Genomic DNA, 16237 nt, shown 5'->3' with positions numbered 1-16237 from the left:
CACCGCGGCGCGCCTGTCACGTCGCGACTCAAGCCTATCCGGCGCGTCCCCGCCCGGCCTCTCATGTACGGCGGCGCCTGCCCGGGCGGGGGCGCCTGCGGCGCGGGCTTGGGCTGGAGCTCCTGCGCCGGCATCGAGTTCAGCACCGGGCGGATGTAGAGACGAGCGGTCTGCCCCAGGTTGCGGGCCTCGTTGCCGTCGTTGCCGGGCACGGTGATCACCAGGTTGTCGCCGTCGACCACGACCTCCGAACCGGAGACGCCCAGCCCGTTGACGCGCGCGCCCGCGGGGAACGCGCCACCGGCCGACGTGCCGCCGGCCGAGCAGCCCGCGCCCCCGGACCCGCGCAAGGAGCTCGCCGATCGCATCGCCGATGAGAAGAAGTGGCGGCAGAGCACCCGCCAGGGCGTCCAGTTCCTGGCGCTGCAATTCCAGGCGACCCGTTGCGACAAAGAGGACATCCTCGCCGGCAACGACGACCCGAACCTGCCCCTGGTGACCTGCTCGACCGACCACAAGGTGGCGTACCTGCTGGCGCCGTCGATCATCAGCGGCGACCAGATTCAGGACGCCACCTCGGGGATGAACCAGCGCGGCATCGGCTACGTGGTGGACGTGCAGTTCAAGCCGGCGGCCGCCAACACCTGGGCCGACTTCACCGCCGCCCACATCGGCACCCAGACCGCCTTCACGCTGGATTCCCAGGTCGTCAGCGCGCCGATGATCCAGGAAGCCATCCCCGGCGGCCGGACGCAGATCACCGGCGGCGACCCGCCGTTCACGGCCGCGACCGCCAAGCAGCTGGCCAACGTCCTCAAGTATGGCTCGCTGCCGCTGTCCTTCGAAGCGTCGGAGGCCCAAACCGTCTCGGCGACACTGGGATTGACCTCGTTGCGGGCGGGGCTGATCGCGGGTGCCATCGGGCTGGTCCTGGTGTTGCTGTATTCGCTGCTGTACTACCGGGTGCTGGGCCTGCTGACGGCCCTGTCGTTGATCGCGTCCGGCGCAATGGTTTTCGCGATACTGGTGATCCTGGGCCGGCAGATCAACTACACCTTGGACCTCGCCGGTATCGCCGGTCTGATCATCGGTATCGGCACTACGGCGGACTCGTTCGTGGTGTTCTTCGAGCGCATCAAAGACGAGATCCGCGAGGGCCGATCGTTTCGGTCGGCGGTGCCCCGGGGTTGGGTGCGGGCCCGCAAGACGATCGTGTCGGGCAACGCCGTCACGTTCCTGGCCGCCGCGGTGCTGTACGCCCTCGCGATCGGCCAGGTGAGGGGATTCGCCTTCACGTTGGGGCTCACCACGATCCTCGACGTCGTGGTGGTGTTCCTGGTGACCTGGCCGATGATCTACCTGGCGTCCAAGTCGCCGACGTTGGCCAAACCGGCATACAACGGCCTGGGGGCCGTTCAGCAGGTCGCCCGCGAACGCCGGGCTTCGTCGCAAGTGAAGACGGGACGGGGATAGCCCATGAGTGCCTCAAAGGCATCCAAGGACGCGACCGAGATCACCGAGTCCACCGGCGACGCCGCGCAATCGACCGACGGCGGCGCCGGCGAGCCGCGGCACGGCTTCATCTCGCGGCTCTACACCGGCACCGGCGCGTTCGAGGTGATCGGCCGCCGCCGCCTGTGGTACGGGATCAGCGGGGCGATCGTCGCGGTGGCGATACTGTCGATCCTGTTGCGGGGCTTCACCTTCGGCATCGATTTCAAGGGTGGCACTACGGTGTCCTTCCCGCGCGGCACCGTCCAGACGTCGCAGGTGTCCGACGTCTTCAGGAAAACCATCGGCCGGGATCCGGAGTCGGTGGTGATCGTCGGCAACGGCGGGTCCGCGACCGTGCAGATCCGCTCCGAAACGCTGACCAACGACCAGACGGCCAAGCTGCGCAACGCCCTGTTCGATGCCTTCCAGCCCAAGGGCGCCGACGGTAAGCCCAGCAAGCAGGCCATCAGCGACGCGGCGGTGTCGGAGACCTGGGGTGACCAGATCACCAACAAGGCGCTGATCGCGCTGGTGGTGTTCCTGGCGTTGGTCAGCCTGTACATCACGGTCCGATACGAGCGGTACATGGCCGTCTCCGCGCTGACGACGATGGTTTTCGACCTGACCGTCACCGCGGGGGTGTACTCGCTGGTCGGTTTCGAAGTCACCCCGGCCACCGTCATCGGCCTGCTGACGATCCTCGGTTTCTCCCTCTACGACACCGTGATCGTGTTCGACAAGGTCGAGGAGAACACCCACGGCTTCCAGCACACCACCCGCCGCACGTTCGCCGAGCAGGCCAACCTGGCGATCAACCAGACATTCATGCGCTCGATCAACACCAGCCTGATCGGTGTGCTGCCGGTGCTGGCGCTGATGGTGGTGGCGGTGTGGCTGTTGGGCGTCGGCACGCTCAAGGACCTGGCGCTGGTCCAGCTGGTCGGCATCATCGTCGGCACCTACTCGTCGATCTTCTTCGCCACCCCGCTGCTGGTCACACTGCGCGAGCGCACGGAGCTGGTGCGCACGCACACCCGCCGCGTCACGCGCCGCCGCAAGGGCGGCGCCGAACCCGCGGAGGAGACCAAGGCCGCGGAGGAGCCGAAGGCCGCCGAGGACGACTCGGCGTCGACGGCGAGCACCGCGTCCGCGCCGTCCGACAAGCCCGCACCGAGCAAGCCGGCGCCGGGGGCGCGCCCGGCGCGCCCGACCGGGACCCGGCGTCCGAGCGGCAAGCGAAACGCCGGCCGGCGGTAGTCGCCATGGCCGCCAGGTATCGCCTCGCTGGGGGCGCTATCGGTTTGGCCGCAATGCTCGTCGCGGCCGTCACGCTGGCCGCGTGCTCGGGCAGCGCCGCCTCCCAGATCGACTACGTGGTCGACGGGCGGCTGGTCACCTACAACACCAACACCGTCGTCGGCGCGGCGTCCGCAGGCGCGCAGGCCTTCGCCCGCACGCTCGCCGGCTTCAGCTACCACGGCCCGGACGGGCAGACTGTCGCCGACCGTGACTTCGGCACGGTGTCGGTTGTGGGCGGCTCGCCGTTGGTTCTCGACTACCAGATCGCCGACAACGCGGTGTACTCCGACGGCAAGCCGGTCACCTGCGACGACCTGGTGCTGGCGTGGGCCGCCCAGTCCGGCCGGTACCCGGACTTCAACGCCGCCACCCAGGCCGGCTACCTCGACATCGCCAACGTCGAGTGCCTGCCCGGGCAGAAGAAGGCCCGGGTGTCGTTCATCCCGGACCGCGGCGTCGTCGACTACAACCAGCTGTTCACCGCCACCACGCTGATGCCGTCGCACGTCATCGCCGACCAGCTGCACATCGACGTGACCGCCGCGCTGCTGAGCAACAACACCCAGCTGGTCCAGCAGATCGCCAGGCTATGGAACACCATCTGGGACCTCAAGCCCGGGCTGGACCTCAAGAACTTCCCGTCGTCGGGCCCGTACAAGATCGAACGCGTCCTGGACGGCGGCGCGGTGGTGCTCGTCGCCAACGACCGCTGGTGGGGTCCCAAGGCCATCACCAAGCGCATCACCGTGTGGCCGCAGGGCCCCGACATCCAGGACCGTGTCAACAACCGCAGCGTCGACGTCGTCGACGTGGCGGCGGGCTCGTCGGGAACGCTGACAACCCCGGACAACTACGTTCGCGCCGATTCGCCGTCGGCCGGCATCGAGCAATTGATCTTCGCCCCGCAGGGTCCGCTCTCGCAGCCCAAGGCCCGGCGCGCGCTCGCGCTGTGCACGCCCCGCGACACCCTCGCACGCGACGCGGGGGTGCCGATCGCCAATTCGCGCCTCAACCCCGCCGCCGACGACCCCGCCACTGCCGGCGACGGCGCCGCCGAGGCCGCCCAGTTCGCCAAGGCCGACCCCGCCGCCGCCCGCGCCGCGCTCGGCGGCGCGCCGACGACGGTGCGGATCGGCTATCCGGGGCCCAACGCGCGGCTCGCGGTCAACGTCGGGGTGATCACCAAATCCTGCGCCGCGGCCGGTATCACCGTCGTCAACGTCGCCCTGGACACCTCCGGGCCGCAGGCCCTCAAGGACGGGAAGATCGACGTGCTGCTGGCCAGCACCGGCGGCGCCACCGGCAGCGGGTCGACGGGGTCGTCGGCGATGGACGCCTACGACCTGCACAGCGGCAACGGCAACAACCTGTCCGGCTACTCGAACCCGCAGATCGACAGCGCCATCGGGGCGCTGGCGGTGTCGGCCGACCCCGCCGAACGCGTCCGGCTGCTGGGTGAGGCGGCGCCGGTACTGTGGGGCGACATGCCCACGTTGCCCCTCTACCGGCAGCAACGCACGCTCCTGATGTCGAAGAAGATGTACGCGGTGAGCAAGAACCCGACGCGCTGGGGCGCGGGCTGGAACATGGATCGATGGGCGCTGGTGCAGTGACGAGCGTCGGCGGGACCTCGTCGGTGGCGGACGTCATCGCCTCGCTGCTGCGCGAGGTCTCGGACTTCCCCAAGCCGGGGGTCCAGTTCAAGGACCTCACCCCGTTGTTCGCCGACCCGCGGGGGCTGACGGCGGTCACCGACGCGCTGGCCGAGATCGCGTCCGGCGCCGACCTGGTGGCCGGGATCGACTCCCGCGGGTTCCTGGCCGCGGCGGCCGTCGCCGACCGCCTGCGCACGGGCGTGCTTGCCATCCGCAAGGGCGGAAAGCTGCCCCCGCCGGTGCACGCCGAGCACTACGACCTGGAGTACGGCAGCGCCACGCTGGAGATCCCCGCGGACGGCATCGACTTACGGGGACGCCACGTGGTGATCATCGACGACGTGCTGGCCACCGGGGGCACCCTGGCCGCGGCCGCCCGGCTGCTGGAACGCACCGGCGCCACGGTGATCGCGGCGGCGGTGGTCCTCGAATTGGCCGCGCTCGGGGGCCGTCGGGCGGTCGCGGACCTGCCCGTGCACAGCCTGAGTCGGGTCTAGCAGGCCAACCGCGCGATATCCTCGAGGTCGGAGGTGACACCGTGGCGGACGAGAAGAGCGCGGCGCAGGCGCTTGACGCGCCCACTGACGTCGCGGAGTCCCTGCTGGTCGGGGAGGCGGTCACGGCCCAGGCAGCCGAGCCGCCGGAGCAGCCGACCGAGACGCTGAAGACGTCCAGCAGCGCGTCGCGCCGGGTGCGGGCCAGGCTGGCCCGCCGGATGACCTCCCAGCGCACCACGCTCAACCCGGTGCTGGAACCGCTCGTGGCGGTGCACCGCGAGATCTATCCGAAGGCGAACCTGTCGCTGCTGCAGCGCGCGTTCGAGGTCGCCGACGAGCGGCACGCCACGCAGTTGCGCCACTCCGGCGACCCCTACATCACCCACCCGCTGGCCGTCGCGAACATCCTCGCCGAATTGGGCATGGACACCACGACTTTGGTGGCCGCGCTGCTGCACGACACCATTGAGGACACCGGCTACACGCTCGAGCAGATGTCCGAGGAGTTCGGCGACGAGGTGGCGCACCTCGTGGACGGCGTGACCAAGCTGGATCGGGTGGTGCTGGGCACCGCGGCCGAGGGCGAGACCATCCGCAAGATGATCACCGCGATGGCCCGCGACCCCCGGGTGCTGGTGATCAAGGTCGCCGACCGGCTGCACAACATGCGCACCATGCGCTTCCTGCCGCCGGAGAAGCAGGCCCGCAAGGCCCGCGAGACGCTGGAAGTCATTGCGCCCCTTGCTCACCGGCTGGGCATGGCGAGCGTCAAGTGGGAATTGGAAGACCTGTCGTTTGCGATCCTGCACCCGAAGAAGTACGACGAGATCGTCCGGCTGGTCGCCGGCCGCGCCCCGTCGCGGGACACCTACCTGGCCAAGGTCCGCGCCGAGATCACCAACACCCTGGGCGCCTCGAAGATCAAGGCTGTCGTGGAGGGGCGGCCCAAGCACTACTGGTCCATCTACCAGAAGATGATCGTCAAGGGACGGGACTTCGACGACATCCACGACCTGGTCGGCATCCGCATCCTGTGCGACGAGATCCGGGACTGCTATGCCGCTGTCGGCGTGGTGCATTCGCTGTGGCAGCCGATGGCGGGCCGATTCAAGGACTACATCGCCCAGCCGCGATACGGCGTCTACCAGTCGCTGCACACCACCGTCGTCGGGCCCGAGGGCAAGCCGCTGGAGGTGCAGATCCGCACCCGGGACATGCACCGCACCGCCGAATACGGCATCGCCGCGCACTGGCGCTACAAGGAAGCCAAGGGCCGCAACGGCGTTCCGCACCCGCACGCCGCCGCCGAGATCGACGACATGGCCTGGATGCGCCAGCTGCTCGACTGGCAGCGGGAGGCCGCCGACCCCGGCGAGTTCCTGGAGTCGTTGCGTTACGACCTTGCGGTGCAAGAGATCTTCGTGTTCACCCCCAAGGGTGATGTGATCACCCTGCCCAACGGGTCGACGCCGGTGGACTTCGCCTACGCCGTGCACACCGAGGTCGGTCACCGCTGCATCGGGGCGCGGGTCAACGGCCGGCTGGTGGCGCTGGAGCGCAAGCTGGAAAACGGCGAGGTCGTCGAGGTCTTCACGTCGAAGGCGCCCAACGCCGGCCCGTCGCGGGACTGGCAGCAGTTCGTGGTGTCGCCGCGCGCCAAGGCGAAGATCCGGCAGTGGTTCGCCAAGGAGCGGCGTGAGGAGGCGTTGGAAGCCGGCAAGGAGGCGATGGCGCGCGAGGTGCGCCGGGGCGGACTTCCCTTGCAGCGCTTGGTCAATGGCGAATCCATGGCGGCGGTCGCCCGCGAATTGCACTACACCGACGTGTCCGCGCTCTACACCGCGATCGGCGAGGGCCACGTGTCGGCCCGGCACGTGGTGCAGCGGCTGCTCGCCGAGCTCGGCGGGATCGACCAGGCCGAAGAGGATCTGGCCGAGCGGTCCACGCCGACGACCATGCTGCGCCGCCCGCGCAGCAGCGACGACGTCGGCGTCTCGGTCCCCGGCGCCCCGGGGGTGCTGTCCAAGCTGGCCAAGTGCTGCACGCCGGTGCCGGGCGACCAGATCATGGGGTTCGTCACGCGCGGTGGGGGAGTGAGCGTGCACCGCACCGACTGCACCAATGCGGCGTCGCTGCAACAGCAGTCCGAGCGGATCATCGAGGTGCACTGGGCGCCGTCGCCGTCGTCGGTGTTCCTGGTGGCCATCCAGGTCGAGGCGCTCGACCGGCACCGGTTGCTCTCCGACGTCACGCGGGTGCTGGCCGACGAGAAGGTCAACATCCTGTCGGCGTCGGTCACCACCTCCGGTGACCGCGTGGCGATCAGCCGGTTCACCTTCGAGATGGGCGACCCCAAACACCTGGGCCACCTGCTCAACGTGGTGCGCAACGTCGAAGGCGTCTTCGACGTCTACCGCGTGACATCCGCGGCGTAAGGGGCGCGCGCCCCGCCGCGAGTCCTGTCAGCCGATGCGCACGGAGTTGATGGTGACCGGGTTGGTGGGGGCGCCACTCTGCCGATTGCCGGCGATGCCGGCCTCGGCGACCTTGTCCACGACCGCAAGACCGGCCTGGCTGATGGTGCCGAGCACGGTGCTCGTCGGCTGCATTTCGGAGTCCCGGAAAACGAGGGAGAACTGGCTGCCGTTGGTGTTCGGCCCGTCGACGGCCATGATCACGGTGCCGCGCGGATAGAGCACGGTCGCCCGGAGGCCGGGGTCCCCGGCCGGGTATTGGTTGGTCGGGTACTCGTCGGCGAATTGGTAGCCGGGGCCGCCGGAGCCGTCGGACTCGGGACCGCCGCACAGCAGCGATCCGCCGTCGGTGGAGTTGATCAGCCGGGCGCATTGGGTGTTGTCGAAGAACTGCTGCTTGGCCAGGCTGACGAAACTGTTTACCGCGCAGGGGGATTCGGAGTTGGCAAGCTGGATGCCGATGTCACCGAAGTTGGTGGAGATGGTGGCCGGGATTTCCGCGGGTTCGGTGGAGACCCTCCCGGACGGGGGTGGGCTGACGGGTTTGACGATGGTGTCCGCTGCGCTGGGGTACTGGCAGTTGGCGCCCGGATCGGCCGGCGGCGCGAACGCCGGCAACGGGGGCACCGTCGTCATGGCCTGCCCGGTCGGACCGGAGGTTGATCCCGGCCGGCCGGGCACCCGGGCGCGGGACGCGCTGGTGGACGCCGCGCCGTTGGCGGAGCCGTCGTTCTGGGTGACCAGCGCGATGACCAGCGCCACCACCGCGGCCAGCGCCAGCGTGGACGCGCCGACGATGCCCAGCAGCAGACGCCGGGAGTGGGTGGGGGCGCGATACGCCGGCTGCGGGTCCGGACTGGGGCCGGTCGGGGGGTAGTCCTGCGTGGGCGGCCCGGCGGTCGGAGGCGGCGGCGCGGCCGGCGCCTGCGGCGGATTCCATGCCGCGGTCCCGGCCGGGGCGGCCAACGCGGCCCTGGCGGCCTCGGCAAGTTCCATCGCCGACTGATAGCGCTGTTCAACGTCTTTGGCCATCCCGCGGGCGACCACGGCGTCGAGGGCCGGGGAGACGCCGGCCACGGTTGCCGACGGCCGCGGCGGCGGCGTGTTGAGGTGCGCGTTGAGTTGCTCCTCGAGGCTCTCGCCGGCGTAGGGGCGCTTGCCGGTCAGGCACTCGTGCAGCACGCAGGCCAACGAATACACGTCGGCGCGGTGATCCGTTGCGCCCCTGAATCGCTCGGGCGCCATGTAGGCGACGGTGCCCATCGTGTGACCGGTCTGCGTGAGCGACGTGTCGGCCAGCGTGCGGGCGATGCCGAAGTCGATCAGGTAGACGAAGTCCCGCGCCTTGGTGACCAAGATGTTCTTCGGTTTGATGTCGCGATGGACCAGCCCGGCCTGGTGGGCGCTGTCGAGCGCCGCGGCCACCTGTTCGACCACCGCGACCGCGCGCTCGGGCGACAGGCGTCCACCGTTTTCGGCGATGTACTGCAACAGGTCGCGGCCCTCGATCAGCCGCATGTCGACATAGAGCCGTCCGTCGATCTCCCCGTAACTGTGGATGGGCACCACATGCGGGTCGTTCAGGCTCGCCGCGATGCGCGCCTCCCGGCGGAATCGTTGCTGAAACTCCTGATCCTCCGCCATGTTCGGCGGCAACACCTTGAGGGCGACGACCCGGTCGGTGGCGGCGTCGTAGGCGCGGTACACCTCGCCCATGCCGCCACGCCCAAGCACGTCCAGCAATTGGTAATGCCCGAAGGATTCTGACCCCACGCCACGACCTTAAGCGGTGGACCGCCCGCGGGTCGCGCGATCTCGCCAATCGGCGTTGTGCTGCTTGGCTTTAGTCGAGCAACAGCGAGGTGATGGTGACTTCGGAGGCCGGGGCGCCATCCTCGCCGCCGCCGGCCACGCCGGCTTTGGCGATCTTGTCCAGCGTCGCCAGCCCGTCGGGCTGAATGGTGCCGAAGACGGTGTACTGGGGCGGCAGCTGGGAGTCCTTGTACACCATGAAGAACTGGCTGCCGTTGGTGCCGGGCCCGGCGTTGGCCATCGCCAGGGTGCCGCGCGGGTAGAGGACGGGCTGCTGCGCCTTCGGGTCGTTCGGCGGGTACTGGTCGGTCGGATATTCGTTGGCGAACTGGTAGCCCGGGCCGCCGGTGCCGTCGCCCTTGGGATCACCGCATTGCAGGACGCCCAGGTCCGCGGACGTGGTCAGCCGGTGGCACTTGGTGTTGTCGAAGTATTTCTGACCGATCAGGCTCGCGAAACTGTTTACCGTGCAAGGGGATTCGTTGTTGGCCAGCATGAGCCCGATCCGGCCCTGGTTGGTCACCATGCTGGCGCTCACCTGGGCCGGGTCGGTTGGCACCTTGCCGGTGCGCGGCGGCTTGACCTGCTTGGCGGCCGGTTCCGGTGACGCCGGGTACTGGCAGTTGGCGCCGAGGTCGGCCGACGGCTTGAACGCCGGCAACGGCGGGACGGGCGGCGTCGGCCCGGCGGGCGTGGTGGTCTCCGGGGAGCTGCTGGGGGCCGAGGTGGTGGAGCTGGCCGCGCTGTTGCTCTTGTGCTCGTGCTTGGTGTTGATCACGGCGAGCACCACCGCGACGACCACGGCGACGGCCACCAGCGAGCCGGCGGCGATCACCACGATCCGGCGCATCTTGGCTTGCTTCGCGCGGCGCTCCAGCTGCCGTTCGAGCTTGCGCTTGGCGTTGGCACGTCGCTGTTCGTTGGTCGGCACGGCCGTATGCCTCCATGGTCGGTAGGTCGGGGGCCCGCAAAAGGCGTCGGTGGCCAGCTCAGGCTAATGTGGGCGCCGCGACCGGTGTCAAGTGGGGCCCGTGGGAAACTGGGAACCGTGTTGATCACCGGATTTCCCGCCGGCATGTTGCAGTGCAACTGCTATGTGCTGGCTGAGCGGCCGGGAACGGACGCCGTCATCGTGGATCCGGGGCAACGGGTGATGGGCCCGTTGCGGCGCATCCTCGACGAGAACCGGCTGACCCCGGCCGCGGTCTTGCTGACCCACGGGCACATCGACCACATGTGGTCGGCGCAGAAGGTGTCCGACACCTACGGCTGCCCGACCTTCATCCACCCCGAGGACCGGTTCATGCTGAAAGACCCGATCTACGGCCTGGGCCCGCGGGTGGCCCAGCTGGTGGCGGGCGCCTTCTTCCGCGAACCCAAGCAGGTCGTCGAGCTGGACCGCGACGGCGACAAGCTCGACCTGGGCAGCGTGACCGTCAACGTCGACCACACCCCGGGGCACACCCGCGGGTCGGTGGTCTTCCGGGTGTCGTCCGACAAGGACGACAAAGACTATGTGTTCACCGGCGACACCCTGTTCGAACGCTCGGTGGGGCGCACCGACCTGCACGGCGGCAGCGGCCGCGACCTGCTGACCTCGATCGTGACCAAACTGCTGGTGCTCGATGACGACACGGTGGTGCTGCCCGGGCACGGCAACGCCACCAGTATCGGCGCCGAGCGCCGCTTCAACCCGTTCATCGAAGGCCTGAGCCCGTGACCGAGTTCTCGTCGTTTTCCGGGCCCAAGGGGGTGCCCGACTACGTGCCGCCCGAGTCGGCCCAGTTCGTGGCGGTGCGCGACGGGTTGCTGACCGCCGCTCGCCGGGCCGGCTACGGCGACATCGAGCTGCCCATCTTCGAGGACACCGCGCTGTTCGCCCGCGGCGTCGGGGAATCCACCGACGTGGTGTCCAAGGAGATGTACACGTTCGCCGACCGCGGCGACCGCTCGGTGACATTGCGGCCCGAGGGCACCGCGGGGGTGGTGCGCGCGGTGATCGAGCATGGGCTGGACCGCGGAGCGTTGCCGGTCAAACTCTGTTACGCGGGGCCGTTTTTTCGCTACGAGCGTCCGCAGGCCGGCCGCTATCGGCAGCTGCAACAGGTGGGCGTGGAGGCGATCGGCGTCGACGACCCTGCGCTGGACGCCGAGGTGATCGCGGTCGCCGACGCCGGCTTCCGGTCGCTGGGGCTCGACGGGTTCCGCCTGGAGATCACCTCGCTGGGCGACGACAGCTGCCGCCCGCAATATCGGGAACTGTTGCAGGAGTTCCTGTTCGGGCTGGACCTCGACGACGAAACCCGCAGGCGCGCCGAGATCAACCCGCTGCGGGTGCTCGACGACAAGCGCCCCGCGGTGCGGGCCATGACGGCCGGCGCGCCGGTGTTGCTCGACCACCTGTCCGACGTCGCCAAGCAGCACTTCGACACCGTGCTGGCCCACCTGGACGCGCTCGGCGTGCCGTACGTTATCAACCCGCGCATGGTGCGCGGCCTGGACTACTACACGAAGACCACCTTCGAGTTCGTGCACGACGGGCTGGGTGCGCAATCGGGCATCGGCGGCGGCGGCCGCTACGACGGCCTGATGCGCGAGCTCGGCGGCCAGGACCTGTCCGGGATCGGGTTCGGGCTCGGCGTGGACCGCACGCTGCTGGCGCTGCGCGCCGAGGGCAAGAGCGTGGGGGAGACCGCGCGCTGCGAGGTGTTCGGGGTGCCGCTGAGCGAGCAGGCCAAGCTGAAGCTGGCGGTGCTGGCCGCGCGGCTGCGTGCCGGCGGGGCCCGCGTCGACATGGCCTACGGCGACCGGGGTCTCAAGGGCGCGATGCGCGCGGCCGACCGTTCGGGCGCCCGTGTTGCGCTCGTGCTCGGCGACCGCGACATCGACGCGGGCACGGTCGGGGTGAAGGACCTCGCGACGGGCGAGCAGGTTTCAGTGCCCGCCGATTCGGTTGTCGCCGAAGTTCTTTCGCGACTCGGGCGGTAGTGCTATTTCTTGCTCGGAATGACGATGACGACGATCAGGGTGAGGATCGAGAAAAACAGCCCGAGAATTCCCCAGCCCAGCGGGTTGCGTCCCTTCATCATTGCGATTAATCCGCACACAATTGCGGCGATGACGCTGCCGATGGCGACGAAAATTCCCTTGATGCCGCGGAGGATAAAGCCCGCGGCGACCGGGTCCGAACTCGCCAGGATCACCGAATGCAACATGTCAGGTCCTTTCGTGAGGGGCCCTGTCTTGATACCCGCCCGAATGCGGGATAAAACCGCGGCCTGTTTTATGCGCTAAACCGGAAAGGCGGTTATCCGCGCGGATAACCGCGCCGGACCGTGCGATCCAGAATGCCCAGGGTGGCCCGCAATGCGCCTTCGGACAGAATCGGGAAAATCCCGGCTTCGCGCCACTTCGGGTCGATGTTCGACCAGTCGTAGAACGAGGTGACCACGGTGGCCGAGCCGTCTTCGGTCGGGTGCAGTTCGTAGCCGTAAACGTGGCCGATCGGCGGCTGAATCTGGCCGAGGACCGTCCACGCGATCAGGCGGTCCCGCTCGAATTCCTTGATGTCGACGGTGACGTCATATTTGCCGAATTGCGGAAAATCGTTCAAGGCCTCGCGGTCCATGTGGACGACGAATTGGTCGCCGACACCGTTTACCGGGGCGCCCTCCGCGTCCTGAAGCATTCCGGACGAGTCGATCGCGACGTGGCCCTGCGGGTCACACAGCACGGCGAAAATGTCCGCCGGCGGGGCCGCAATCGTGCGCTGAACCTCGATGCGTTCGGTCATCATTTCCTCGCAGCCGTCGTGGATACGACACGATCGTCGCTCACTCTACGACTCGGCTGCCGCGCGCCGACGCCGATCCGCGCGGAGCGCGCGATGGGGTGGGGTTCATCAGCCGTCCGTGCGCCCTGCGCGACTACGGCAATCAGGCGTCATTCGCCGATCGGGCACGCGCGGCGTGGCGGGAGGCGGGCCGGTCAGGGCAGCCGCGGCTGCACGCCAGCGTGAACTTCGCGTTCGGCGATGAGGACACCGTCGGGCTCGGCCGGGAGCATCTGCGGCGCTACTACGGATTCAAACCGGACTACGCAGCGCTCAACGTCGCCGACATGGTGACCACCCCGCAGGACGCGGCGGCCACCGTGCGCGCCTACCGCGACCTCGGTTTCGATGGGCTGGTGTTCCATCCCAGCGTCGCGGCGCTCGACCAGGTGGATCGCCTCGCCGACGCCGTCCTCTGAACCGCCGCGCCCGAGACCATGTCATCTCGCACCGGGCACCCGTTCGTCGTCCGCGCCGACGACTTCCCAGTCTTTGAGGTTGGCGACGGGACCGAAGAGATCGGTTGGCACGTCGGGCGATAACGGCTTGCCGCGTAGGACTCGATGAGGCCAGTCGCGGTTGGCAAGCGCCGGTTTGGCCAGGGCGACCACATCGGCGGCGCCCGAGTCGATGATGGCGGCGGCGTCGCGCGGGTCGTCCAGATGGCCGTTGGCGATTACCGGCAGCTTGCTGAATTGCTTTGCCAGCTGCGCGAGCGAGCTGTCGCTTCCGGCGAATGCTGGTGCCAGCGCGCGATATTCGGTGGTGTGGATGTAGTCGATGCCGGTCTCGCCCAGCGTGCCGAAGATGACGGCCGCGTCCTCCTCGTCGCCGGCCCACCGATGGTGGTTGTCGGAGACCTTTCCCTGGGAGATCCGGATGCCGACGGCGATGTCGTCACCGACGGCCGACGCGACGTCGTGGCAGACCTCGGCCGCCAGGCGTACCCGACCGGCGGTATCGCCGCCGTACTCGTCGGTGCGCGTATTCAGATAGTCGGTGAGAAATTCGTCGAGCAGATAGCCGTTGGCTCCGTGGATCTCCACGCCGTCGAACCCGGCGTCGCGCGCCTGCCGCGCCGCATTCACGAACGCCCCGCGGACTTGGTTGATGTGCTCGGCGGTCATCGCTTGGGGAATCTTGAACGGACCCGCACCCCGGTACATGGGCAGCTGATCGCCTTTCGGCCGAACTGCGGACGGCCCCCAGGTGATCGGCGTGTGCGGGTTGCCTTGCGACTGGCTGCCGGCGTGCATGAGCTGGGCGAAAAATTTGGCCCCGCAGTTGTGCACGCCGTCGATGACCGGTCGCCAGCCGGCCGCGTGAGCTGCGTTCGCGATGCCCGGCTGGAACAGGTACCCCTGGCTGGTCTGATCGTCGATGTAAAGCCCTTCGGTGATCAACAGCGCGAAGCCGCCCTCGGCGAAAATGCGGTAGTAGGACGCGATCCGGTCGGTGGGCACGCCGTCGGCCGTCGCGCTCACTCGCGTCATGGGCGCCAGCGCGACCCGGTTGGTGAGGGCGACGTTGCCGATGGTTGCCGCCTGGAAGAGCGTCTGATGTGGTGGGCGAATTCGGTCGGGCACAGGTCATCCATTTACGTGTCGGTAATACGGGGTCGTGATGGGCGCTACCGTCAGGAGCGCTGCCCATGGTCTCGACGAAGCTGAACGAGATTCACGGCGGCCAACAGCATGAAAACCAGGGGGATGATGGGAGGCTTTACTTTGAGCGGGAGGACATTGGCGGGCACCTCCGGGTGCACGTGCACATAGGTGGCGCCCGCCATGTTGGCGATCAGCCCGGCCGAGGCGGCGGACGCGATCGGGCCGACGAGATTCGAGGTCTCCCGCCCGACGCGGGCGGCCGAAAGCAGGCCCAGCCCGATGGATATCTCCCCGGCGATACCCATGGGAATGCAGAGTCGCGGCAGCCCGCTTTTTGTGATCTGGACGTCGAACCACGAACGAAATGGGTCGAAGAACTTCAAGAACCCAAACAAGAACATCGTCGAACCCAGGAACATCGAATTATATTTCACGGCCTTGTTATCCGATATCGGCGTCATGATTCCTCCCTCGCAGGGTGGACCCCGCCGCGACCGGCGTCGGGAGCGGTTCGGTGCGGGGGCATGTCGCCTTGTTCGCGGGTCGGGCAGTCCACGCGAAAATTGTGCTGAAGCCAAAATGGACTATCAAGTCCAATCCGCTTTACACTTCGCGCATGTCATCAGAGGAGCGCCCCGGCGCCGGGCGCCTGACGACTCGCGGTGCCGCGACCAGGGCCCGCATCGTCGCCGCCGCGGCATCGCTCGTCCGCGGGCAAGGCGTCGCCGGGACGAGTCTGGACGACGTGATGGCGGCGACCGGCACAAGCAAGTCGCAGCTATACCACTACTTCGCCAATAAGGACGCCCTCATCCGCGAGGTTGTGAAGACCCAACTCGGCGACATCATCGCGGCACAGCAGCCCAATCTGGGCGACGTGTCGTCCTGGGAGGGTCTGCAGCGGTGGTGCGACCACGTCGTGGCCATGACCCGCGCGACGCAAGGCGTCGGGGGTTGTCCGTTGGGCTCGCTCGTGGGTGAGCTTGCCGAGCGGTCGGATTCGGCGCGCCGGGAGCTTGCGCAAGCCTTCGCCGAGTGGCAGTCATATCTGTCCGCGGGTTTGGCGACGATGCGCGACAGCGGCGAACTCTCCGCAGCTGCCGACCCTGCCGAGCTCGCATTGGCCATCATGAGTGCGCTGCAAGGCGGACTCCTGATGGCGCAGACGATGCGCAACGCGCGACCTGTCGAGCTCGCCGTGGACATGGCGCTGGGGCACGTCGCTGCCTTCCGTCGCGGTCCGTGAAATCACCTGACGGATCCGGCCTTGGCCGGTTCCGTTGGCGCCGAGATCGTTTCGCGGTTCGCGTGGGAGCGCGGACGGTTGCCGGATGTCAGCTGGGCCCGGGCCAGGCGTGCGACGATGAGCGGTGCTGCGTCTGATGAGGTGATCCGTTCGGTGGTCGGTCGCTATGCGGCTTGGGATTAGGGGTCCTCGTGGTCCACTGTGAGGCGAACGTGACCGGAGCGATGTTGCGTTGGGCTGCTTGACGTTTTAGTTGCAGCGCAATGTGCGGTCGTCAAGGGCGTGGAGCCGCCCGAAGAGTTTTCAGACCGCAGATCGACC

At 68.5% G+C, this 16237-nt stretch carries 14 protein-coding genes and 1 pseudogene; 9 read left to right on the top strand and 6 right to left on the bottom strand.

Going from position 1 to position 16237, the window contains the following annotated elements:
* The 5 genes and pseudogenes from secD to A9X03_RS04205 form a co-directional block, all read left to right on the top strand.
* Window positions 1-1473 (top strand): annotated as a pseudogene (gene secD / locus A9X03_RS04225) (protein translocase subunit SecD); the annotation flags it as partial.
* 3 nt (window positions 1474-1476) lie between these two features.
* Window positions 1477-2751 (top strand): protein translocase subunit SecF, encoded by a 1275-nt coding sequence (gene secF / locus A9X03_RS04220; protein ID WP_068259815.1) that lies wholly within the window; start codon window positions 1477-1479, stop codon window positions 2749-2751.
* A 5-nt stretch (window positions 2752-2756) separates the two neighbouring features.
* A complete protein-coding gene (locus tag A9X03_RS04215) occupies window positions 2757-4406 on the top strand; it encodes an ABC transporter substrate-binding protein (protein ID WP_068259812.1) in 1650 nt (549 codons plus the stop codon).
* Window positions 4388-4945, top strand: coding sequence for an adenine phosphoribosyltransferase (locus A9X03_RS04210; protein WP_067782872.1), 558 nt, complete (start codon window positions 4388-4390; stop codon window positions 4943-4945). Before A9X03_RS04215 ends, A9X03_RS04210 begins: the two co-directional genes overlap by 19 nt.
* Window positions 4946-4986: 41 nt before the next feature.
* A complete protein-coding gene (locus A9X03_RS04205) occupies window positions 4987-7380 on the top strand; it encodes a bifunctional (p)ppGpp synthetase/guanosine-3',5'-bis(diphosphate) 3'-pyrophosphohydrolase (RefSeq protein ID WP_067782869.1) in 2394 nt (797 codons plus the stop codon).
* 27 nt (window positions 7381-7407) lie between these two features.
* On the opposite strand, the gene A9X03_RS04200 is transcribed toward A9X03_RS04205, so the two are convergent.
* Together A9X03_RS04200 and A9X03_RS04195 are read right to left on the bottom strand one after the other, a co-directional pair.
* On the bottom strand, window positions 7408-9192 hold the full coding sequence (locus A9X03_RS04200; protein WP_068259809.1) for a protein kinase: 1785 nt from the start codon (window positions 9190-9192) through the stop codon (window positions 7408-7410).
* A gap of 70 nt (window positions 9193-9262) precedes the next feature.
* Window positions 9263-10162 (bottom strand): peptidylprolyl isomerase, encoded by a 900-nt coding sequence (locus A9X03_RS04195; protein ID WP_067752697.1) that lies wholly within the window; start codon window positions 10160-10162, stop codon window positions 9263-9265.
* Window positions 10163-10279: 117 nt separating this feature from the next.
* Between A9X03_RS04195 and A9X03_RS04190 the strand changes: the two genes are divergently transcribed.
* On the top strand, window positions 10280-10951 hold the full coding sequence (locus A9X03_RS04190) for an MBL fold metallo-hydrolase (protein ID WP_067752693.1): 672 nt from the start codon (window positions 10280-10282) through the stop codon (window positions 10949-10951).
* Window positions 10948-12219 carry a histidine--tRNA ligase gene (gene hisS / locus A9X03_RS04185; protein WP_067752690.1) on the top strand — a complete coding sequence of 424 codons (1272 nt, stop codon included), beginning with the start codon at window positions 10948-10950 and terminating at the stop codon, window positions 12217-12219. Before A9X03_RS04190 ends, hisS begins: the two co-directional genes overlap by 4 nt.
* 2 nt (window positions 12220-12221) lie before the next feature.
* Here the strand turns inward: hisS and A9X03_RS04180 are convergent, their stop codons facing one another.
* Window positions 12222-12446, bottom strand: a complete 225-nt coding sequence (locus A9X03_RS04180) for a deoxyribodipyrimidine photolyase (RefSeq protein WP_067752684.1) — start codon at window positions 12444-12446, stop codon at window positions 12222-12224.
* 92 nt (window positions 12447-12538) lie between these two features.
* Window positions 12539-13024, bottom strand: coding sequence for an SRPBCC family protein (locus tag A9X03_RS04175; RefSeq protein ID WP_067752746.1), 486 nt, complete (start codon window positions 13022-13024; stop codon window positions 12539-12541).
* Window positions 13025-13122: 98 nt separating this feature from the next.
* Between A9X03_RS04175 and A9X03_RS04170 the strand changes: the two genes are divergently transcribed.
* Window positions 13123-13482, top strand: a complete 360-nt coding sequence (locus tag A9X03_RS04170; protein ID WP_231968707.1) for a hypothetical protein — start codon at window positions 13123-13125, stop codon at window positions 13480-13482.
* A gap of 21 nt (window positions 13483-13503) precedes the next feature.
* Here A9X03_RS04170 and A9X03_RS04165 read toward each other — a convergent pair whose 3' ends face one another.
* Window positions 13504-14649 carry an NADH:flavin oxidoreductase gene (locus A9X03_RS04165; RefSeq protein WP_197499061.1) on the bottom strand — a complete coding sequence of 382 codons (1146 nt, stop codon included), beginning with the start codon at window positions 14647-14649 and terminating at the stop codon, window positions 13504-13506.
* Window positions 14650-14699: 50 nt separating this feature from the next.
* On the bottom strand, window positions 14700-15131 hold the full coding sequence (locus tag A9X03_RS04160; protein ID WP_067782198.1) for a hypothetical protein: 432 nt from the start codon (window positions 15129-15131) through the stop codon (window positions 14700-14702).
* Between the two features lie 155 nt (window positions 15132-15286).
* Here A9X03_RS04160 and A9X03_RS04155 point away from each other — a divergent pair, with 155 nt between their 5' ends.
* Window positions 15287-15916 (top strand): TetR/AcrR family transcriptional regulator, encoded by a 630-nt coding sequence (locus tag A9X03_RS04155; protein WP_067782203.1) that lies wholly within the window; start codon window positions 15287-15289, stop codon window positions 15914-15916.
* The last annotated feature ends 321 nt before the right edge of the window (window positions 15917-16237 follow it).

This window comes from Mycobacterium sp. E1715 (assembly GCF_001667625.1).
Lineage (GTDB): Bacteria > Actinomycetota > Actinomycetes > Mycobacteriales > Mycobacteriaceae > Mycobacterium.
The sequence above is the reverse complement of the archived record's forward strand: the minus strand, read 5'-3'. Positions and strand labels throughout refer to the sequence as shown.